20 protein-coding genes are annotated in these 20454 nt (G+C 69.9%); 16 read left to right on the top strand and 4 right to left on the bottom strand.

Annotated features, from left to right (window positions below):
* Position 1: 1 nt before the first annotated feature.
* From AC0I8G_RS15760 to AC0I8G_RS15745, 4 genes are all read right to left on the bottom strand, one after another.
* Positions 2-868 carry a hypothetical protein gene (locus AC0I8G_RS15760; protein WP_471730766.1) on the bottom strand — a complete coding sequence of 289 codons (867 nt, stop codon included), beginning with the start codon at positions 866-868 and terminating at the stop codon, positions 2-4.
* Complete coding sequence (locus AC0I8G_RS15755; protein ID WP_471730765.1) at positions 865-1179, bottom strand: hypothetical protein; 315 nt, start codon at positions 1177-1179, stop codon at positions 865-867. Before AC0I8G_RS15755 ends, AC0I8G_RS15760 begins: the two co-directional genes overlap by 4 nt.
* A gap of 32 nt (positions 1180-1211) precedes the next feature.
* Complete coding sequence (locus AC0I8G_RS15750; protein WP_471730764.1) at positions 1212-2429, bottom strand: conjugal transfer protein; 1218 nt, start codon at positions 2427-2429, stop codon at positions 1212-1214.
* 164 nt (positions 2430-2593) lie between these two features.
* Positions 2594-3193, bottom strand: coding sequence for a hypothetical protein (locus AC0I8G_RS15745; protein ID WP_471730763.1), 600 nt, complete (start codon positions 3191-3193; stop codon positions 2594-2596).
* A 471-nt stretch (positions 3194-3664) separates the two neighbouring features.
* Between AC0I8G_RS15745 and AC0I8G_RS15740 the strand changes: the two genes are divergently transcribed.
* From AC0I8G_RS15740 to AC0I8G_RS15665, 16 genes are all read left to right on the top strand, one after another.
* Positions 3665-4447, top strand: a complete 783-nt coding sequence (locus AC0I8G_RS15740) for an RNA polymerase sigma factor (protein ID WP_471730762.1) — start codon at positions 3665-3667, stop codon at positions 4445-4447.
* Between the two features lie 442 nt (positions 4448-4889).
* Positions 4890-5903, top strand: coding sequence for a ParA family protein (locus tag AC0I8G_RS15735; RefSeq protein ID WP_471730761.1), 1014 nt, complete (start codon positions 4890-4892; stop codon positions 5901-5903).
* A 799-nt stretch (positions 5904-6702) separates the two neighbouring features.
* A complete protein-coding gene (locus tag AC0I8G_RS15730) occupies positions 6703-7035 on the top strand; it encodes a hypothetical protein (protein WP_471730760.1) in 333 nt (110 codons plus the stop codon).
* A 440-nt stretch (positions 7036-7475) separates the two neighbouring features.
* On the top strand, positions 7476-7685 hold the full coding sequence (locus AC0I8G_RS15725) for a MarR family transcriptional regulator (RefSeq protein ID WP_471730759.1): 210 nt from the start codon (positions 7476-7478) through the stop codon (positions 7683-7685).
* A gap of 167 nt (positions 7686-7852) precedes the next feature.
* Positions 7853-8410, top strand: coding sequence for a hypothetical protein (locus AC0I8G_RS15720; RefSeq protein WP_471730758.1), 558 nt, complete (start codon positions 7853-7855; stop codon positions 8408-8410).
* Positions 8407-9339 (top strand): hypothetical protein, encoded by a 933-nt coding sequence (locus AC0I8G_RS15715; RefSeq protein ID WP_471730757.1) that lies wholly within the window; start codon positions 8407-8409, stop codon positions 9337-9339. The genes AC0I8G_RS15720 and AC0I8G_RS15715 overlap by 4 nt, the downstream gene beginning before the upstream one ends.
* Before the next feature lie 62 nt (positions 9340-9401).
* On the top strand, positions 9402-10160 hold the full coding sequence (locus AC0I8G_RS15710) for an SAF domain-containing protein (protein ID WP_471730756.1): 759 nt from the start codon (positions 9402-9404) through the stop codon (positions 10158-10160).
* Positions 10160-11476: a hypothetical protein gene (locus AC0I8G_RS15705; RefSeq protein ID WP_471730755.1), complete on the top strand. Its 1317-nt coding sequence runs from the start codon at positions 10160-10162 to the stop codon at positions 11474-11476. Before AC0I8G_RS15710 ends, AC0I8G_RS15705 begins: the two co-directional genes overlap by 1 nt.
* A complete protein-coding gene (locus AC0I8G_RS15700; RefSeq protein WP_471730754.1) occupies positions 11473-12831 on the top strand; it encodes a CpaF family protein in 1359 nt (452 codons plus the stop codon). The genes AC0I8G_RS15705 and AC0I8G_RS15700 overlap by 4 nt, the downstream gene beginning before the upstream one ends.
* On the top strand, positions 12828-13856 hold the full coding sequence (locus AC0I8G_RS15695) for a type II secretion system F family protein (protein ID WP_471730753.1): 1029 nt from the start codon (positions 12828-12830) through the stop codon (positions 13854-13856). Before AC0I8G_RS15700 ends, AC0I8G_RS15695 begins: the two co-directional genes overlap by 4 nt.
* The gene (locus tag AC0I8G_RS15690; protein WP_471730752.1) at positions 13853-14770 is read left to right on the top strand and encodes a type II secretion system protein; all 918 of its coding nucleotides are present in this window, start codon (positions 13853-13855) and stop codon (positions 14768-14770) included. Before AC0I8G_RS15695 ends, AC0I8G_RS15690 begins: the two co-directional genes overlap by 4 nt.
* A 263-nt stretch (positions 14771-15033) precedes the next feature.
* A complete protein-coding gene (locus tag AC0I8G_RS15685; protein WP_471730751.1) occupies positions 15034-15393 on the top strand; it encodes a hypothetical protein in 360 nt (119 codons plus the stop codon).
* A 74-nt stretch (positions 15394-15467) separates the two neighbouring features.
* Positions 15468-15968 carry a TadE/TadG family type IV pilus assembly protein gene (locus AC0I8G_RS15680; RefSeq protein WP_471730750.1) on the top strand — a complete coding sequence of 167 codons (501 nt, stop codon included), beginning with the start codon at positions 15468-15470 and terminating at the stop codon, positions 15966-15968.
* Positions 15969-16087: 119 nt separating this feature from the next.
* A complete protein-coding gene (locus AC0I8G_RS15675; protein WP_471730749.1) occupies positions 16088-16477 on the top strand; it encodes a TadE/TadG family type IV pilus assembly protein in 390 nt (129 codons plus the stop codon).
* A 122-nt stretch (positions 16478-16599) separates the two neighbouring features.
* Complete coding sequence (locus tag AC0I8G_RS15670) at positions 16600-16995, top strand: TadE/TadG family type IV pilus assembly protein (protein WP_471730748.1); 396 nt, start codon at positions 16600-16602, stop codon at positions 16993-16995.
* Positions 16995-20270 (top strand): bacterial transcriptional activator domain-containing protein, encoded by a 3276-nt coding sequence (locus AC0I8G_RS15665; RefSeq protein ID WP_471730747.1) that lies wholly within the window; start codon positions 16995-16997, stop codon positions 20268-20270. The genes AC0I8G_RS15670 and AC0I8G_RS15665 overlap by 1 nt, the downstream gene beginning before the upstream one ends.
* Positions 20271-20454 lie beyond the last annotated feature (184 nt).

Below are 20454 nucleotides of genomic sequence, written 5' to 3'. Positions count from 1 at the left end.
CTCAGTGCCTTCCCGTAGAGCCAGCGGTCGTCAGCGGCTGGGCTGGAGAACCAGGGGTGGATGCGGCAGTTGCGGCCTGCGCTTGCCGGCGCAGCCGCTGCACTCCACTGAGAGGGCTGTTGCTCTCGAGGGCGGCGGCCGCCACGCCCGTACGGGGAGCCGGACTCGGCCTGCTCTTCGCCCGGGACTCGAGCACGTCGCGGCCAGGCACGGGGACCCTCCCGCTCCTCGCGAGCGCCGCAGCGGCTGTCGGTGTCCGGGCCTGGGCCTGGGCTGACGCAGACGCTGGACCTGAGGCGATGGCCTGTGTGTCGCTCCCGCGACCCTCGCCTGCCCGAGTCGTTCCAGCGGAGACGGGGATGGGTGCCGCCTCAACTGCGGGGAGAGCAGTCATGGTCTGGCGCTTCTGCAGCAGCGCTTCGGCGGCGATCATCGCGGCCGCATCCGCGATGACGATCGCACTCACCACCGGGGTCGCCTGCCGGGCGGGTAGCGGCTTGCCCTTGTAGGTGCCTTCCGTGGCGCTGTAGCTGCCGAGCATCCCCCGCAGGACCGGGACGGGTCCGCGACCGCGCCACGGGACTTTGCGCATGAAGATGACCACCAGCGCGGTCAGGCCCAGGAGCAGAGGGCCGTTGAGAAGGAGGCCGCGGCTTCCTCCCCAGAACGGCATGGTGCGGTAGCCGATGACGAGTAGGCAGACAGCGGTGACGAACTGGCCGACCGTGTACGGCCCGAAGGGGATGTCGCTGCCGCTGGGCAGGCGCCCGATCAGGGTCGGGAAGCGGCGGGCGAGGGTGTAGAAGCGGGTGACACGGTGCCCGGGCGGGAGGGTGATCTCGAGCCCACCCGTGGTCGCGCTGTTCACAGCTGCGCGCCTGGAGCGGCGGCGACGCGTCCGGTGTCCAGGTCGATCGCGGCGATGTGCAGGCCCGAGGTCTGCTGGACGGTCGGCAGGGCCACTGTCTTCTCGACGTCGTCGGCGAGAAGGTCCGGCTTGCGGACGACCGCGATGACGATGCCGGCGATCACGAGGGCGAGGACTACCCGGCCGAGGGTGATCGTCTTGAACCAGTTGAGGGTGTAGCCGACGCAGACGAACCCGATGATGATCGCAAGGCCCTTGATGCTGGTCTCGGCGTTGGCGGTGAGCTGGTTGAAGCGAGTGAAGATGTCCACGATGTCTCCTTGGTGAGATGAAGCGGGGCGGGTCAGGGCCGCTGGGGGGTAGAGCTGGCGGTGGGTGAGGCAGTGACCGCGGACGCGTCCGCCGACGAGGTAGGCGATGCCTGATCTGCTGCAGGAGCGCTGGACGGCTGCGCCCCACTGCCGCTGGAAGCAGTCGGCAGGGTCAGCTGCGGTCCGGGGGCGATGGCTGAGATCTCCCAGCGCCCACCGCGGGCGCTGAGGTCCAGGGCGTACTGGGTACTGCTCCGCTGCTGGTCGCGGTTGGTAAAGACGGCGTTGACCACGACCTGGGCCTGCTGACCGTCGGTGGGCGCATCCGAGTTGGGGTCGTCTTCGCGTGCGAGGGCGGACTGGACCTGCACGCTGACGTAGGGCGCCGGGGTGATGGCCTCGATGGAGTGACCTGGTGTCACGTAACGGGTGACGTCGCCGCTACCTGCGGCGTAGGCGGCCAGGAACTGGCTGATGCTGGTGCCCAGGCCACCGGTGACGTCGACCTGCTGGTTGTAGGCCAGTTCGGCCCCCTCCCCCGAGATCGGACCGGCGACCGGCGTGGGCAGCAGCAACGCGCGCATCTGGCGAACCAACGTGCTCGAGGCCGACGCGGTGATCGGGGCGGTCACGGCGGTGGGAGCAGCGGCGGATGAAGGGCGTGAGGCGCCCGCAGCGGCCGCGCTCATCCCGATCGCGGCGCTCGCGTGCACCAGCACGGGCACCGCGAAGTAGCGCCTGGCCATCACACGAGCCCCTGTGCTGTCGGGCTCTTCTACGTCAGCGGCGATAGTGACCTGCCACGCCGTCGAAGGGCCCGCGAGGTTCTCCTGCCGTTCACCGCCGGCGGCTGCCTCCCCCACGGCGTTCTGGTCCGTGCTCGCCGCTGGTGCGCTGGGGGCGGGGGCGTAGTCCTGCACGTGTGTGACGTCGGCGACCGCCACGTTCTGGATCCGCGAGACGGTCGAGGGCAGCTGGAGCCCGCTGCTGTTCTGCAGGTAGAAGCTCAGCGCCTGCTCGTTGCCGGCGGGGGTGGTTAGCCAGGCCGTGACGAACTCCGCCGCGAAGTTGCCCACCGCCGCAACCTCACCCGGGTCCTGCTGGGCGATGGTGGACGCCGGGGCCTGCGTAGGCGTTCGGGTACCGCCCTGCCACCACAGCAGCAGGGCCGCTGGTCCAGCCAGCAACGCCAGCAGCACCAGTAGCCGCACCAGGCCAGCGCCGTGGGCCGCCCCTGAGGTCCAACCCATCGTCCGCGCCGCCTGCGGTGCATCCCCCTTGCTGCCCTCTGAGACACCGCGGTTGGCGCTGATGCGGGAGGCGCGGCGGTTCAACCGTGCCCGTAGACCGGTGACCTCGCTGTCGATGGAGGCTGGAGCGCTCGCTGGTCGCGGCGCGTTGCGACGCGAGGCAGTCAGCACGGCTGGTCGCCGATGCCGGTGATACGACCTCGGCCGGTAGCCAGGCGACGGATCCCGCTCCAGCCGTAGACGGCGCCCAGCTCGAGCAGCAGGTCGCTGACACGCTGGGTGCCACGGGGGGCCGCTCCAAAGTCGTCGCGGGTCTGCCACGCCAGCCTCAGGGCGGAGTCAGGCGCGAGGCTGTCGGGGATCCTCGTGCAGTCCGAGACGGCGGCTGAGACGTGAGCGGCGATCTCCTCGTCGTCGGCGCCGCTCGCCTCCATGTCGACCTGGACCTGCGTGCCTTGGACGACATGCCAGCTGGAGCGTGCTCGCTGCCAGCGAGCGCTGCTCAGCAGCTCGACCACGGCAGTGGCCGCCATCAGGTCGAAGGGCTGGGACTGCAGCGTGCTCAGGCGGGCGCGCAGGGTCCGTACGCCGTCATAGGCCTCAGCAGTGGCGAAGAGCAGCTCTCCTACATCTTCCGGTGCATCCCCGTCCTGCCCTCCGGCGCTCGCCGGCGGGGTGCAGCTTCGTGCCGTGAGCACCGGCGGAGTCAGCTCACGGGATGTGTTGGTGGGGCAGACGTCGGGTGCGGGTTCGTTCTCGGTCATCGCTTCCTCCGGCCGTGGGTGCAGGACGGGTCTCCCCCAGGTCCCTCTTGCAGAGGTAGGTGCCTGCCTGCTGAGGGGTGTGACCGAAAGCGGTCGACAACTTTCTGTCACGGGGAGTGATACAGGTCACATCAGGGCTCGTGGAGCTCTGACCTGCATGAATGCCCTTGCCGTTCGCTGTGTAGGCGGACCGGTAAGGGGTGGAAGCCACGTTGAGTCACCAGCGGTAAGCCGAGCGGCAAGGGGGGATCCGCAGCGTCAGCAGCTCCAACGCGCATGAACGGAGCTGCCTCGATGTCTTCCACTCCCCTGCTGTCCCGCTCCAGCACCTCCGGCGGCCTGCAGCCGCGCTCTCAGCAGGAACGCAGCCAAGCCGCCTACACCCGCTCGCACTCTGCGCGCCTACAGATGTGCGCCGCACTGAACCGGGAGTGGGACGCGATCTTGGAGGCTGGGCAGCACGATGAGCAGGTGACCGACTGGGGTCGCGGGCCCCTGCGCCACACCAACGCCGCCACGGTCACGTCGGTGCGGGGCTTGGAGCAGGCGTGCAGCGATTCCTCAGGCAGCGCCAGCGACGCTCTGCTTCTCGGTCTGCTCAGCGCCTACCAGGAGGGGGAAGCCTTCGCCGGCCGCGTCCTTCTGCAGCTGTTCCTGGGGAAGATCGTCCGCATGGGCCTGCCGGGCCGGACCGTCGGTACCGCCGAGGAGTACGAGTCCGACGCACTGGAGGCCTTCTGGAGGGTGATGAGCAGCTACCCCTGCGACCGGCGGCCACGCAGCGTCGCCGCCAACCTCGCCTTGGACACCCTGCACCAGGTGCGGATGCGTCCTCGGAGCATCGAGCGCTTGGACTGGAACCTGTGGAGCTGGGAGCTGCAGAACCACCAGGAGCAGGCCACGGGGCTCGATCCCACCGGCAACGTCCTCATCCTCATCCGCGACGGGCTGCAGGGCGGGGCCATCAGCGATGCGGAAGCTCAGCTGTTGGCGATGACGTACGCACCGTCCTCGACGCCGGTCACCAGCGTCGAGATGAGCGCACAGCTGGGGATCTCCGCGGCGACCTTGCGTCGGCGCACCTCGCGAGCGGTGGCTCGCCTGAGCGCCTTCGTGCATGAAGACACCACCGTGCCCCCGCGGCACCTCTCCCCTACCCACTCGGCCCGGATGCCCGTCAGTGACCTGTCGTCGTGGGCCGAGGAATGCGAGCTCATGAAGCTCATGAGCGCCGCCGGGGCGGCGGGGTTCTAGCTGAACCCGACGCGAAATGGCAGCAGTGCTGTCGAGGTTCGGGCCAGCCCATCCCCCTTCGGTCGGCTCAGCTCGCATGCGAGCCGACAGCGCGGCACGCACCTCAGCTTGCACATTGGCTCGCACACTAGCTCGCATACTGGCTGACATCTCAGCCCATACAGAGGCCGATACACAGGCCCGCATGGCGGCTGTTCTGTCAGCGCCCGCGCTAGGTGGCGTATCGGCTCTTTCGTTACCCGCTATGCGGGCTGACCTACGAGCTGACACCGCGGCTCGTCTCTCACCTGTCGCGCCTACCGCCCTGTCGGCTTGTCCACAGGCGCGTGTCCTTGCCGTCATGACGGCTCTCGTCCTCGCTACGGTTCAGGCGATCAGCAGCCCGCACCCCCAGTGAGCGCGCTCCGGCGGACTCCGCCAGGCGCAGATGAGGACGATGAGCATGGCCACCCCCACCATCGACCGCGATGGGCTCGGTCGAGCCCTCGCCTTCAGCAACATCAAGGGCGGCGTGGGCAAGACGTTCGCCACCGCACAGTGCGCCGGCCTCCTGGCTTCGGTGCCGGACTACCGCGTCTTGGCCGTCGACCTGGACATCCAGGGCAACCTGGACGAGGACTTCGGCCTGGGCGAACGCAGCGACGGAGGCCAGGGCCTGCTGCAGGCGGTGATGACGGGGACGGCTCCCCAGCCCCTCATGGACGTACGTCCCGGCTTGGACGTCATCTGCGGCGGCGAGTTCCTGGCTGACCTCGCGGACGTCGTCGACGCGCAGGCGAAGCGCCAACGCGATCCCAACCGCGCCTACAATGCTCTCGCGACGTGCTTGAGCCCCCTGGCCGCCGACTACGACTGGCTGCTGTTCGACTGCCCCCCGGGCAACGAGACCCTGCTGCAGATGGCGCTGGGCGCCGCTCGCTGGGTAGTCATCCCCACGCGCACTGATGACTCCAGCCGCAAGGGCCTGCGCAAGGTGGCACGCCGGTTCGTCGAGGCCCGCGCCGTGCGCGGTCCTGAAGCTCCTCTGGACCTGCTCGGGATCTTCCTCAGCGCCGTCAACAGCTCTGCGAAGACCCTGCGGCGCGAAGCCCGAGACGCCATCGTCGGCGACCTGGGCCCCGCGGGGGAGCAGCTGATGCTCAATACGGTCATCCGCTACGCGGAGTCCTCGGCCAGCGGGGCTCGCAACCGCGGCCTGTTGGTGCACGAGCTCGAGCAGCAGGTCGCCACCGCCGAGCCGTGGTGGAAGGCCGCTCGGGATGGTCGGCCCGTCGTGTCACAGCCTGGCGCAGCCAGCGCCGCCGGTCTGGCCTCCGACTTCCAGTCACTGGTCCAGGAGCTCCTGGCTCGCATCAGCGCGGCCGAATCTGCTGACGGTGCGGCCCACAGCCAGGGAGTCAACGACGACGTCGATGCGTACGTGCAGGCCGCATTGCGCCAAGACGCGAGCGCCTGACCAGCGCAAACGTCGACTCGCATGACGGCTCGCGCGCGAGCCGTCATGTTGGCTGAGACACAAGCTCGCATGTTGGCTCGCATTGAGGCTCGCATGGTTGCTAACTGATCGGCCGGTCACGTGGTTGGTCGTGCGCCTCGCACGAGGAGGCACGACCGGGTCAGCGATCCCGCTCGCGGGCCCGACCCCAATCCCTTCTTCATCCACCTCTGTCAGCTCTGGAGACGACATGAGCTCGAACACTTCCGGTTCCGCACGACCTGCGCGGGGCCTGCCCACGCCGGAGATCGATCTGGCCAGCGCCTTCCAGCCCTCCACGGCCGTGGACCACACCAAGGGCCTGGGGGGGATGAGTCGGCGACGCTCTGCTCGAACTGCCGACTCCAGCACGCCCGAGACCGGCGCCGGTGCCGATGAGGTGGGGACGACGGCCGCCACGGCGGGGGAGAGGACCTCTTCGGCCCGACGCGGGCAGCAGGCTGACCCCACGGCGGCAGCCCGCCTGGAGGTGGTGGAGCCCCTCGATCAGCCGGGGGAGCAGGACGACCTTCCTGAGGGTGAGACGCAGGTCGAGGAGGGAGCAGACATCGCACAGGACCCGGCGGCGCGGGGGAGCGGGGCGCCGGTAGCCCCGCCCCGCAGCGCCCCCTCTCCTCGCACCCGGCGGACGGGAGTGGTCGCGGCGGGGGAGGGGGGGACGTCTCGCAGCGCTCGCGGCGCATCCTCGACCTCTTCAGCCCGGCGCACGGCAGCAGAGGAGACGAAGGCGTCGGGCCGGCCGGCGGCGACGAAGGGCGGCGTGGCGTACGTGCCGGCGGCTACTCGCGACCTGCTGGCGCGGCTGCGGGGGGATCGGGGCCGGACGCTCGGCGAGCTGGTGCTGAACGCCCTGAATGCTCAGCACGCCCAGCTGGCCGAGCTGGTGCAGCAGCGTCGCCCTCAGGTGGTCGAAGGCCCGCTGTTCTCCATGGCCGCGGCGCCGACGCGGGTGCTGACGGTGCAGATCGCCCTGCGCCTGAGCCAGGCTCACTGGGACGTGCTGGACGCGCTGGTGGAGCAGTACGGGGCGGCCAACCGCGGGGAGCTCATCGACGCCGCCGTGCAGGCCGAGTACGGCTCTACCGAGGCGTGATGAGTCGGGGTCCGCGCCCGGCTCCTTAGGGGGCCGAGGCGGCGGCATCTTGCGGTCGTGGCCGCGACAGGGGAGGGCGAGAGGGCGGGGGAGGGCCAGAGGGAGCTACGCGGCTCCCTGTGGATGGGCGCTCCTGAAGCCGCTCCGGGGGCGCTCTTGTTACCTTGATGGGGTACTCGTTACCCTGCCAAGGTAGTGAAGACCCCCTGATCGGTGTAATACTCGCCCCCGACCGGGCCCCGGGGGTGTCCTGTCGAAGATTTCCGGCGTCACCGGCCACACCTGATGACCTGCCTGCACCTACCGCAGTGAGCGGGGATTCCGGAGCAGCCTCCGGTCCAGAGCACGCTCGGCGGGAGGTGGAGAGGTGGCGCACGCAAGTGACGGCAAGAGCCGCGGCGCTGCGGAGTCCTCGATCGCTGCTGGCTACCCTGACCGCCGTGGTGGAGCCGTCGCGTACCGACTGGTGGCTGTTGGAGGACGTCGCGGTCTTCCTGGACAGCTCCAAGAGCACGGTGACCGCCTACCGCTCCCGCGGACAGCTCCCGGCGGCGGACACGACGTTCGGTCGATCCCCGGCCTGGCGACCGCAGACGATCCGCGATTGGGCTGCGCGCCGGCCCGGGCAGGGTTGGCGCAAGACGCCCTGAGTGCTGAGACCCAGCCTCGCCACATCACGACTCACTCGAGCGCAGCGCGCGCTGCACGTTACAGCTTCGTAGCTGTAACGTGCGGAGTGAACACCCGGCGTCACTACCTTGCAGCTGCAGACGACCGATCCAAGGAGGACTCGATGCAGCGCTTCACCATTTCCCGCTTGGCCGCAGCTTCAGCGGCCGTGGCGGTCCTACTGCTGGCCGGGTGCGGCAACAACGACGACATCGACTTCGGCAGCGACCCGCAGCAGGGGAGCAGTGCCACCAGCTCCGCGACGGCGAGCGTGGATGCCGAACAGCTCGAGCAGCAGAAGGTCCTGGCCGGCTACAACGCCTACTGGGACGTCACGGGCACCCAGTCACTCACTCCCTCACCGGACAAGGCAGCGGTCACCCAGGCCCTGGCACCCGTGGCGGTCGATCCGGCTCTGGGCAGCTCGGTCAACGACATCGTCAACGCCGCCCTGGCCGGCCAGAAGGCCTACGGCAACTACGTCGTCAAGCCCAAGACCCCGGTCTTCCAGAACGAGGAGCACACCGAGGCCGTGGTCACCGACTGCATCGACTCCTCCCAGACCGGCTGGGAGGACGCCACCACTGGTCAGAAGCTGACCGTCGGGGTGCCGGCCGTCTCCTCCAAGGCCACGCTGGCCAAGGGTGATGACGGCACCTGGCGGATGTCGCAGGTGACCTTCGACGACACGGTGACCTGCTCGTGAGCGCCGCCGGCCGCCGTCGTGGGCTCACCGCTGCCGCGGCGCTCGCCAGCACCCTCGTGGTCCTGCCGAGCGCCGTGGCCGACGACGACGTCCCTCCGGTGGTCGTCAGCGCCAGCCGCGGGTCAGTGGGCACCACCGTCCACCAGACCGGCGCAGCAGGAGGCTCAGGCCAGGCCGCCAACGGCGCGCAGACCGTGCGCGCCCGGGGTGCAGGCTCGACGTGCTCCTACGACGACACCCAGGTGAGCAACACCGGCGGCACTGCGGTGACCCCCGTCGGCGCCGGACGAGCCAACGAGAACGCCGGCACCGGCCTGGTGGGCGACTCCACGCAAGGCCGCTTCGTCACCCGCTTCTGCGGCGGGGCCTCCACCGTCATCTGGGTTCCCAACGGCACCGCCGCTGGACCCGCCAGAGTCCCGACCGTGACCCCGGAGATGCTCGCCGAGGACGCCCGCAACCTCCTCCCCATCCCCGTCCCCACCTACGCCACCAACGGGTGGGGCCCGGGCGCCTCCCTGGTCAACATGCCCACCTGGTGGTGGGTGACCAACGCCTCCGGAACCCTGACCCAGCGCACCAGCCTGGGAGCGGTGTGGGCGGAAGTGACCGCGACCCCGCTCACCTCCACCTGGACCCCGAACACCCCCACCGACGCACCCGCGACCTGCACCGGCATGGGCATCGCGTGGCAGGAGGGGATGAGCGAGGAGCAGGCCGGTCACTGCGCGGTCACCTACACCACCGCGTCCTTCCGGCGCCTGGCCGGGCAGGACCAGGCCTTCAACTCCCAGCTCAGCGTCACCTGGCGCGTGACCTGGGTCGGCTCCGGAGGCACCGGGGGCACCCTCGCGCCGCTCTCGATGGACGCAGACATCCCCATGCAGGTCTACGAGCGCCAGATCCTCAACAAGCCCCCGACTCCTTGATCATCCCCAGCCGCTGACCTCACGTCGGCGACCGGCACCAGACCCACCACCAGGAGCTCTCGATGTCCTTGACCAAAGCCGCGCAGAAGACGCCTACCGGCACCGCCGCCGCGCCCGCGGCTGCCCTCAAGGACCCCTCGAAGTCGACGAGCAGGGGAGCGTCCGTCAAGGCCCGCAAGAACGACGGGATCCCGGCGCGCTCGCGTCCTCAGACCAAGAGCAGCACCCAGACGAAGACGAACCGACCGATGGCGGCGCTCGCGGTCCTGATCATCGTCGGCTCGGCGACCGCCGGGGCAGTGCTCTACTCCAGCGCTGGTGATCGTCACGACGTGATCGCCCTGGCTCGCGATGTGCCCGCCGGCCAGAAGATCACCGCCGAGGACCTGCGCGTCGCTGAAGTCAACGGATCGGGCTTCTCCGCAGTCATCAAGGACCACGCCGATCAGGTCGTGGGCTCGACGGCCATCTCCAACCTGCCCGAAGGGGCCCTGCTGACGAACAAGATGTACCAGGACGACCCCATCCCCGAGCCGGGCAACGTCATCGTGGGGGCCTCGCTCAAGCCGGGCTCAGTCCCCTCAGACGCGCAGCCCGGACGCCGGGTGGCCGTCTGGAAGGTCGGCGTGGTCAACGGCAACGCACCGGTCGCCGACGCCGAACAGATCGTGGAGTCGGCACTGGTGACCGAGGTGTCCACCGACGTCGCCGGCGGAAACACACTGCTGTCCCTGGACCTGCCTCGCGACAGCGCCGCCGCCTACACCTCCGCCGCAGCCGCAAGCACCGTGGCGGTCTCCGTACTGCCGCTGGGGTCCTGATGGCCCTCATCGTGCTCGGGGCCGCCAAGGGCGCCCCCGGGGTGACCACCACAACTGCTGCTCTCGCCGCGGTGTGGCCGACTCCCGCCCTCCTCGTCGAAGCCGACCCCAGCGGATCGGACCTGCAGCTGCTGGCACGCGGAGACAACGGCCGCCACCTACAAGGCGGGCAGCGCGGCGCCGGGGTCCTGGGCCTGGCCAGCCACGGCGGCAACCGCTCCACCCTGCTGAAGGAGCCCATCACCCAGGGCTGCGACCTCGGTGTACCGGTGATCATCGGTCCTCCGCACCCGCGAGCGGCGCAGGCGATGGGGCCGGCGTGGAACCAGGTGGCCAACGCTCTGGCCCAGCTCTCCCGCGAAGGCGACTTCGACGTGCTGGTCGACATCGGCCGCGTCGACGACGAGAGCGTCGCGCTGCCCTTGATCAGCCGCGCCGACGTCGTGGTGCTCGTGACGCGGCGCAACCTGCGCGGCATCGCCCACACCCGCCGTGTGGCCGCCATCGTCGAGGAGCAGCTACGCCTGAACTCCGCCACCACTCTCGGAGCCGCACCGCGCCTGCTGATCGTCGACGACCTCGACACCCCCAAGCGGGTCGAGACTCAGTGGCCCATGGCCGCACGAGGTCTCACCCACTCCTGGTCGATGCTGCCGCCGATCACCTGGGACGCCGACGGGGCCCGTGACCTCTTCGACGCTCGCGCCGCTCAGCGCGACACCAGCGCCTTCCTCACCTCCGTACGCACCATCGCCACCGAGCTGCACGACATCGCCCGCCGCTTCGCCACCCCCACCGACGGCGAGACCGCACTCGGGTCCGAGCCGGCATCCCCTTCCGCTGCAGCGTCGTCGCAAGTCGCCGACTCCCCGGTGGCGTCCCCGACGGTCTCGACTGTCACCTCGGCTGGGGCGAAGACCAGCGAGGACCGCGACGAGCAACCGGCATCTCCCGACACCGCTGGGCTGAGCCCGCTGCAGGTCGGCGCAGTGGGTCCGCCGGTTCCCCCCGACGTGGTGTGGCCCCCGCTGCCGCCTTCGCGGCGGGGTACGGCCGCCGGGTCGCGCACCAGCGACTTCGGCGTCGACCTGGACGTCAGCCTGGAGGAAGAAGAGACGGCCGCCGGCGAGGAGATCCTCGACCCCGCGAGCGCCACCGCGTGCGCCGCCGAGAGCGATCCCGCCGAGGACGACCCCGCCCGGGTGGAGACCTCTGACACCACCGTTGCCGGCGGCGAGACGGCCCCTGAGCAGGTCCCCGCAGCACCGCCCCAGCGTGATCCGCAGCTGACGAGCTCAGGAGCAGGACAGCGATGACTCTTCAACCCCTCACCTCCGGCATCGAGCAGCTGCCCGACACTTCCCAGGTCGTGGACTTTGCCCTGGTGCAGCGCCTGCGAACCACGGTGGCGGCTGGACTGAACGCTGAGCGCCGGCGTCGGGCGGATAACGAGCAGCTGCGGGAGATGACCAGCCAGGACGAGCTGCTGTTCGCTGACTCCCTGATCACCCGCAGCATCGCGGCGGAGAAGCAGGATCAGATGCAGCTCGGCCACCGCCTCGGCGGGGAGGAGGAGCTGCGCGCGGCGCTGCGCGCGGCGATCTTCGGTCTGGGTCGTCTGCAGCCGCTGGTGGACAACCCCGCGCTCAGCGACATCGCCATCAACGGATGCGACCAGGTCTGGGTCAAGACCCTCAGCGGGCAGAAGCTGCGCGGCCCGGCCGTCGCGGAGTCTGATGAGGAACTCATCCAGTGGGTCCGTGACACCGCGACCTACAACGGGTTGTCGTCTCGTCCTTTCGACCCCGCCAACCCCTACCTGCAGATGCGCTTGCCCGGCAACCACCGTCTCACCGCGCAGATGTCGACCTCGGAACGTCCGGTGGTCTCTATCCGCCTCTACCGGCTGCAGTCGGTGCGGATGTACGAGCTGCTCACCCGGGGGATGTTCACCGACCGCATCGGCGCCTTCCTGCACGCCGCAGTACGCGCCAAGAAGGCGATCATGCTGGTGGGGGAGACCGGGTCGGGCAAGACCACGCTGCTGCGGGCGCTGGCCAACGAGATCCCTGCGCGCGAGCGCATCATCACCATCGAGCACTTCCTGGAGCTGGGGCTGCCTCCCGAGCTGCACCCGGACCTGGTGGCTTTCGAGGAGCGACCCGCCAACGCTGAGGGCCTCGGTGCGGTGACCATGGAAGACCTGGTCATGAACTCCCGCCGGATGGACCCCGACCGGGTCATCCTCGGGGAGTGCATCGGGCCTGAGGTGGTCGCGCTGCTGGACTCCATCACCCAGGGCAACGCCGGGGGGTTGTCCACCATCCACGCGCCCACCGCGCACGCGGCCATCGACAAGATCGCTCTCTACGCGGTGAAGGCGCCCACGCCGCTGACGATGGAAGCGGCCAACATGCTGACTTCCATCGGCTTGGACCTGCTGGTCTTGGTGAAGAAGACCGAACTGCCCGACGGCACCGTCCGGCGTCACGTCGCCAGCATCGTCGAGGTCGGGAAGTACGACGGGGAGCAGGTCATCACCAACGAGCTCTTCAGCGCCCCTGCCGGCACGGTGCAGGCCCTGCCCAAGGCCGCGTTGTCGGATGAGCTGTACGAGAGCTTGAAGGCGGTCGGCTACGACGACGCGCAGTGGGCACAGGACGCGCGATGATCAACTCGACCTTCCTGCTGGTCACCCTCGCCGGTCTCGTCTTCGGGTTGGGGGTCTTCCTGCTCGTGCTGGCCCTGCGCGGTCAGGGCGGCGGCGTTCGCCCACCGCGGGCCCTGCAGTTGGGTCACTGGCCGCGGGAGACCCGGATCCGCTGGGGTGTGGCCGTGGCCGGGGGGCTGTTGACCTTGCTGGTCACCCGATGGATCACCGTGGCGCTGGCCATCGCCGTGATCGCGGTGATGTGGCCGCGACTGTTCGGCGGCGCTCGCAGTCAGGCACGTCAGATCCGCAAGCTGGAGGCGTTGGCCAGCTGGGTGGAGTCGCTGCGCGACACCATCAGCACCGGGCAGGCACTGCCGGAGGCCCTCCCGGCCAGTGCGCTCACCGCGGCCCCTGAGATCGCTGAGCCGCTGGCGAACCTGCTGGACCGCATGCGCGCGCGTCAGTCCCTGGATCAGGCACTGCTGTTGCTGGCCGACGACCTCGACGATCCCGAAGCCGACAGCGTCATCGGCGCGTTGGCCATGAACGCGCGGGTGCAGGGCAAACGGCTCAACGTCGTGCTCACCTCGCTGGCGGAGTCGGCGCGCAAGCAGCTGACCATCCGCCGTGAGATCGAGGCCGGGCGAGCGAGCATGCGCCGCGGCGTGACCTTCGTGATCATCACCACCTGCACGTTGGTCATCGGCATGACGGTCTTCAACCGCGACTACGTCGAGCCGTACTCCACCGTCACTGGCCAGATCGTCCTGGCCATCGTCATCGGGCTGTTCACCGCCGGCTTGTTCTGGCTGCGGCGCCTGGCCGACTTCGAGACCCGGCGACGGTTCCTCGTGACGCCCCAGACCACTTCCCCGGCCACGGTCCAGTCCCTCCAGATCACCTCGCCTACTCAGTCGGGGGAGCGGGCTGACGTGCTGGGCGCAGACGACTCCGATGGTGGTGCGTCCCTGAACCTGCCCTCTGCAGCAGCGCTCACCACCGCTGGGGCCACCTCTGCTTCTGCCTCCGAGGAGACCCGATGACCACGATGGTGCTGTTGGGCATGCTGCTGGCTGCGGGTCTGCTGCTGCTGGTACGCGCTCTGCGCCCCTCGCAGCCGTCCCTCGGCGAGCAGTTGGCGCGCTTGGGCGCTCAGGCCAGCTACGACGAGCGGTACCGGGCTGCGGCCACCACCGCGCGCTCGCACACGGCCAAGGCCCACAGTTGGCTGGCGCGACGGCTGGCCGGTACCCCGGTCATGACCAGCACCATCGACGACAAGCTCGGCCGCGACCTGTCCCTGCTCAACGTCGACGCTGCCGCGTTCACGGCCACGCGAGTGGCCATGGTCGCGGCCGGGTTCCTCCTCGCGCCGGTCCTCTGCTTCATCGCCTTGACCGTCAGCGGCGGCAGCACTCCCGCAGTGGTGGTCCTGACCGTGACGTTGCTCGTGACGTTGGTGGCCTACGTGGTGCCGGCGCGGCGGGTGCACAGCACCGCGGAGTCGCGTCGCGCGGACTTCCGCGCGGCCATCACCTCCTACATGGACCTGGTGGCCATGCGCGCCGCGTCCGGGGCCGGGGCCTCCGAAGCCCTCGCCGACGCGGCACGGATCGGACGTGGGTGGCCCTTCGCGCGGGTCCGGTTGGCCTTGGCCGACGCACGCATCAGCGGCTACACCCCCGCCCGCGCGCTGGGACGTCTGGGGGAGGAGATCGGCATGCACGAACTGCAGGACCTCTCCGCGCAGCTGCTGCTGGCGGATGCGACCGGCGCCCAGGCCGAGGTGACCTTGCGCGAGCGGGCACGGTCGTTGCGCGATGCCCAGTTGGCCGTGGCCCAGGGCAAGGCCGGTGAACGCAGCCAGACGATGGTCATCGCGCAGCTGCTGCTGGCGTTGGGGTTCATGCTCTTCGTCCTCTACCCGCCGGTCTCGAACTTCATGACGGCGCTGTGATGAACCCGCCCACCAGGTCATCGACCAGGCAGCTGGCTCGCCCCCCGACGCGGGGCCAGCCCCGGCCCGCGCTTCGGTGCGCGCCCGGGTCCCGCCCCTCTCGTGGGGGGTACCCGCCGTCCCTGCGGCCTCGACATCAGCCTGGGGTTGTCCACAGCCTCGGCTGCGGCGATGGCCGCGATGACCACCTCGGTGATCTGCTCACGGAAGAGCCCTCAGCCCGCCCCTGCCGCTCCCGCCGCATCCCATCCTCGGAGGAACCCATGTCCAGCACCGTCCTCGAAGCGACCTCGAGCACCAGCGCCCAGTTCATCCCCGGCTTTACCCCTGACTCCACCGCCGCCTTCGCCAGGTCTGGGGCAGCGAGTGCGCGGGTGACCCCGGCCGCGCGCGCGGTCCAGATGGCTCACCGACTCACCTTCCACCTGCCGGCGCTGCTCGTCATCGCCGCCGTGATGGCCCGCTTCGTGCAGGCCCCGCAGGAGCAGGGGGAAGAGGAAGAGGGCTTCTCCGTCGCGGAGTGGGTCATCGGCGTCGCCATCATCGCCGCGCTCGCCATCGCCGTCGGAGCCCTGATCACCACCAAAGTCACCGACAAGGCCAACAGCATCAACCTGGGCTGAGTCGCCGCCGTCGGGTGCCACACCGCACCCGACGGCGCCGCAGCATCACCGGATCCCACCCGAAGGACGCCTCCATGTTCACCACCCTGCACACGACGCGGCAGCGGCTGCGCTCGACCGCACTGCGGTCGGGGGCCACTTCGGCTACCGCGCCGCGGAGCAGGGTCGAGCAGGGCAGCGAACGCCCCGCGGGGAGGGCCGAGGCGGAGGAAGGCTCGACTGCGGTCGAGCTGGTGATCTTGACCCCGTTGATGTTCCTACTGGTCCTGCTGATCGTGCAGTTCGCCTTGTTCCTCCACGCTCGTCAGGTCGTCACCGCGGCCGCGGAGCAGGGGGTACGCAGCGAGCGGTTGTCACGGGCAGGCGGAGGCGAAGGCGCCCAGACGGCGCTCGCGTTCACCGCCCGCGTCGGCGGCAACGCGGTGACCGGCGTCAACGCGCAGGTCGCTCGCGGCGCGGATGCGGTGACGGTCAACGTCAGTGGGGAAGGTCAATCGATCATCCCGTGGATGCACCTGACGGTGACCGGTACCAGCAGCGGCTCCATCGACCAGTGGACCGGGGACATCTCATGAGGCACGCCCAGGTTCAGCCTTCGACACCCGCGCGGGCTGGGTCCTCGGCCCGCAGCGGTGTCCTGGTGACCTTGCGGCGGGCGTTGAGTCCTCAAGGCCGAAGGGACGAGGGAGCGGGGATGATCGACCTCGTCGTCGTCACACCGATCCTGGTGTCGATCCTGTTGCTGGCCGTGGGGTTGGGCCGGATCCGCAACGCCGACCAACTCGTGCGCTCGGCCGCAGAGGACGCTGCACGCGCGGCCTCCCTGCAACGCACCCTGGCCGGCGCGCAGGCCGCGGCCAGCGAGACCGTGACCAGCTCGCTGCGGTTGTCGCAGACGTCGTGCACCGGTGGGCCCGCGGTCTCCGTGGACCTCAGCCGATGGCGGCCAGGGGGCTCGGTCAGCGTGACGGTCAGCTGCACCGCGGCTCTGTCGGACCTGACCGCTCCAGGCCTGCCGGGGAGCAAGACGATGAGCTCACGCGGAACGTCGCCCATCGACACCCGACGGTCGGTGACCGCATGAACCGCCACCCGTCGTCCTCACTCCCGACCCCGACCTCGGTTCCGGCCTCGGTTGCGACGACCACCGCGGCCGGTGTCGCCCCGACCGCGAAAGACGCTGCGCAGGAGGAAGGTTCGGCGCTGGTGTGGGTAGTTCTGTGCCTGCCGATGCTCTTCGCCCTGCTCGGTCTGATCTTCGACGGTGGCGCGGCCATCGCCGGATCTCAGCAGGCCGACAACGTCGCCGACCAGGCCGCCCGTGCGGGTGCGGATCAGTTGAACGTCAGCGCCGCGCGCTCGCAGCAGTCCCTGTTCGGTAGCGCGGACAGCGCGCGAGCGTCCCGCGCAGCGTGCGACTACGTGAACGTGGCTCTACCGGGTGCCAGCTGCGCGGTCACGGCTAACGCCGACACCGTCACCGTGGCTGTTGCCTCCACCGTCCCGACGCAGTTCTTCGGGGTCATCGGCATCCACACGATGAACATCGACGGCAGCGGGTCTGCCGACAGCCACACCGGCATCGACGAGGAGGTTCAGTGATGAAGCAGATCCGCGCAGTCCTGGCGGGGGTGGCACTGCTGGCTCTCGTTGCCGGTGTCCCGATGCTGCTGCTCACCTTCGTCGGCAACCCCCTGCCGACGTCGGTGCCGGATGCCTCGACGCTGTTGAACACCCAGGTCGACTCCACCTTCGTCATCAACGCCTTCGCCATCGTCGTCTGGTTGGCGTGGTTCAACTTCCTCGGCTGCGTCCTGGTCGAGGCGCGCTCGGTCGTCGGTGAGCTGCGCGGGCGGCCGCGGCGAGGGATGAACATCCCCCTGAACTTCGGTGGTCAACACATCGCCCGCCGACTGGTCATCACGGCCGTGGCAGGCATCGTCGGCGTCTCCGCCCTCGGCCCGACAGCGGCCATGGCCGCCGCACCCGCCACGACGACCAGCAGTGTCAGCGTCTCCAGCACGACGGCAGCGGGTGCGCCGATCGCAGCGGCACCCTCAGCAGCGAGCGATGTGGCTGCCGCGCAAACCGATCCCGCCGCACTGAACGCTTCCACCCAGATCGCGCCGGGGCAGGCGTCAACAGCTCCCGCATCCTCGTCGACTCTTCCCACCTACGAGGTGAAGGGCAGCCCCGGCAACCACGACAACCTGTGGGACATCGCCGAGGCGCACCTTGGTGACCCGCTGCGCTGGCACGAGATCTGGGACCTCAACCACAGCCAGGTCATGGGCGACGGTGACCGCTTCGAGCACCCCGAAGTCATCCGGCCCGGGTGGGTCCTGAACATGCCCGCCGACGCGGTGGATCTACCTGGCGTAGCTGCGCCAGCTCCCGCGCCCGCGGCGGCACCGGCCAGCCCCACGACCGCGGGACAGGGCGGCGATGCTGCGCAGCAGAGCCCGTCAACCACCGATCAGGGCACCGGCATGCAGGGCACCGGCATGCAGGGGGCCGGCATGCAGGGGGCCGGGGCAGAGGAGCACGCTGAGACTTCGGGCACTCCCTCGAGCTTGGCGTCCCAGGCTGCGCCTGCTGCGCCCAGTGCCTCGGCATCCACTACGCCCTCCTCGACATCTTCGCCGGCGTCCTCGGCGCTGCCCTCGACCAGCTCCGAGAGCACAGCACCCGCAGCGAACTCGACACCGGATGCAACCGCCGCTTCCAACGGCACCACGGCTGATGCCGTGGTCGACATGCGCACCGTCGGGGGAATCGGACTGCTGCTGGCCTCCGGCCTTCTGGGTGCGGTGGCCCTGCGCCGACGTCGCCGGGACGTCCGGCGCCGGGCAGGGTTCCGCGCTCGCGCACCCCACGCGGCGGCCGCGGCGATGGAGACCGAGCTGCTGAGCCTGCACACGCCCATGTCAATGGACCTCATCGACCGCGGTCTACGCCGTCTGTCGGCCGACCTGGCCACTGAGGACCAGCCGCTGCCGGGGATCGCCACCGCGCGCCTGAACGGAGAAGGCTTGCTGCTCAACCTCTTCGAGGCCGCCGAGCTGCCCGCGCCGTGGGAGCAGGTGGACGACGAGGGCTTCGAGTGGCTGCTCACCAGCGCGGCCGCAGCGGAGTCCGACGACGACATCGACGCTCGCGTGCCAGCCCCGTGGCCGAGCCTGGTGACTCTCGGGCACGACGTCGACGACGCGCACCTGCTCGTCGACCTCGAGGAGCTACTGGCCCTGAACATCGCCGCCGCCGACGAGCAGCAGAGCCAGGCCATGCTCAACGCCTTGGCTCTGGAACTGGCTACCACCCCATGGGGCGCAGGTCTGCAGGTCACGCTCGTGGGCTGCTGCGAAGACCTCGCCGACCTCGTTCCCGAGCGCATGCGCTACCTGCCGGACCTGTTCTCGCTGACACGCGAACTGCAGCATCGGCGCGAGGACGTCACCCGGATCCTCACGGAGTCAGGCCTGGACGACGTCGCCCAAGCACGTCAGGAGGTCGAGGCCGGCGACGTGTGGTCGCCACACATCATCCTCGTCGGTCACCCCTTGGACGCCGACGCGCAGGCGGCCATCAGCGAACTGCTCAACGACCTTCCCCGGGTGGGCATCGCCGCGGTGACCACCGACGCAGAAGGGCTGGGGGAGTGGGGCTTGAGCGTCGACGTCACCGACCCCACGTGGGCCGAGCTGACGCCGACCCGCATCCGACTGCGGCCGCAGACACTAGGCGGTGAGGACTACGAGCTGGTCCTGCAGATGCTCGACTCCGCCGAGCAGGACGCCACCGAACCAGCCCAGTACGCCTTCACCACGCCCAGCACCGAACCTCAACTGCTGAGCAGCATCCCCGCCGTCATCGACCTCACCTCCTGGGACGAGGACGACGCTTCCATCCCCACCGCCAGCGCAACCACCGGCACGGTGACCGGCCCCACCGGCGACGTCTCGGTCAACGTCGTCGCCGCCGGCGATCGCACCGGCCGCGATGTGGAGCTGGACGTCGAGCTAGGCGAAGGTGCAACGAATCAGGCACTGGCGCGTGAGGACGACCTCGAGGACGGTGCCGGAGTCTGTGAGGCGGCCGCGAACGAGCGGGCTGCGCGGCTGCTGCGCCAGGCCGGGTTCGATGAGCAGGTTCCGCTGGTACGGGTCCTGGGGCCGGTAGACGTTCAGCGCGACGGTCAGTCCATGGAGCTGACCGGACGACGTCTGGCACTGGGCGTCTACCTCGCACTGAACCCCGGGGTGGGAACGCGCGAGGTCATCGATGACTTCTTCCGTCAGCCGACCGCCTCCACTACGTTGCACCCGCGCGTGGCGGAACTGCGCAAGGCGCTGGGCGCTCACCCCCACACCGGAGAGCAGCTGGTGCCGTTGAACTCCGACGCCGCGGGGTACCGGCTGCACGAGTCGGTCCTCACTGACTGGGATCTACTGCAGCGCTTGGCGACCAGCGACGACATCGAGATGCTCGAAGCCGCCCTGAGCCTGGTGCGCGGGGTGCCGTTCGCCCGCGTCGGCAGTCGCGTCACGCGCTACTACGTCTGGACCGAGTGCGTGGAAGGGGAGATGCGCCAGCTGGTGACCGACATCGCGGTCACCGTAGCCGTCCGCGCCCACGAAGCCGGGCAGTTCCAGCGCGCCGAGCGGGCAGCCGCCAAGGGGCTGCTGCTCGAGCCCGGGCACGAGCAGCTACGGCGGGTGCACTGGCTCGCTCTGGCCGCACTGAACAAGCGGGAGGCGCTGCGCCACAGCGTGGAGGAGCTGACCCAAGTCAACGAGGAACTGGGGTGCGATGAGGACCCCGACACGGTGACCCTCATCGATCAGCTGCGCGCCCAGGGCGCACTGCAGGCCGCGTGATGACCACTGCAACGCTGGTGCCGCTTCCGCTCCACGCGACGCTCACGCCAGCCTCAACCTCGTCAGTCGGGGGAGTGGGCCTGCTCCTGGGGGTGGCCGCAGCCGCTGCGGTACTCGCCGGCGCTGCCCAGCCGTGGCTTCGACACCGCGCCGGCCTTCCCGATCGAGCTCACCGAGCAGGCGC

This window comes from Kineococcus sp. AC630, from assembly GCF_979255925.1.
Note: the sequence above shows the minus strand (reverse complement) of the source record. Positions and strands in the feature narration are given on the sequence as shown.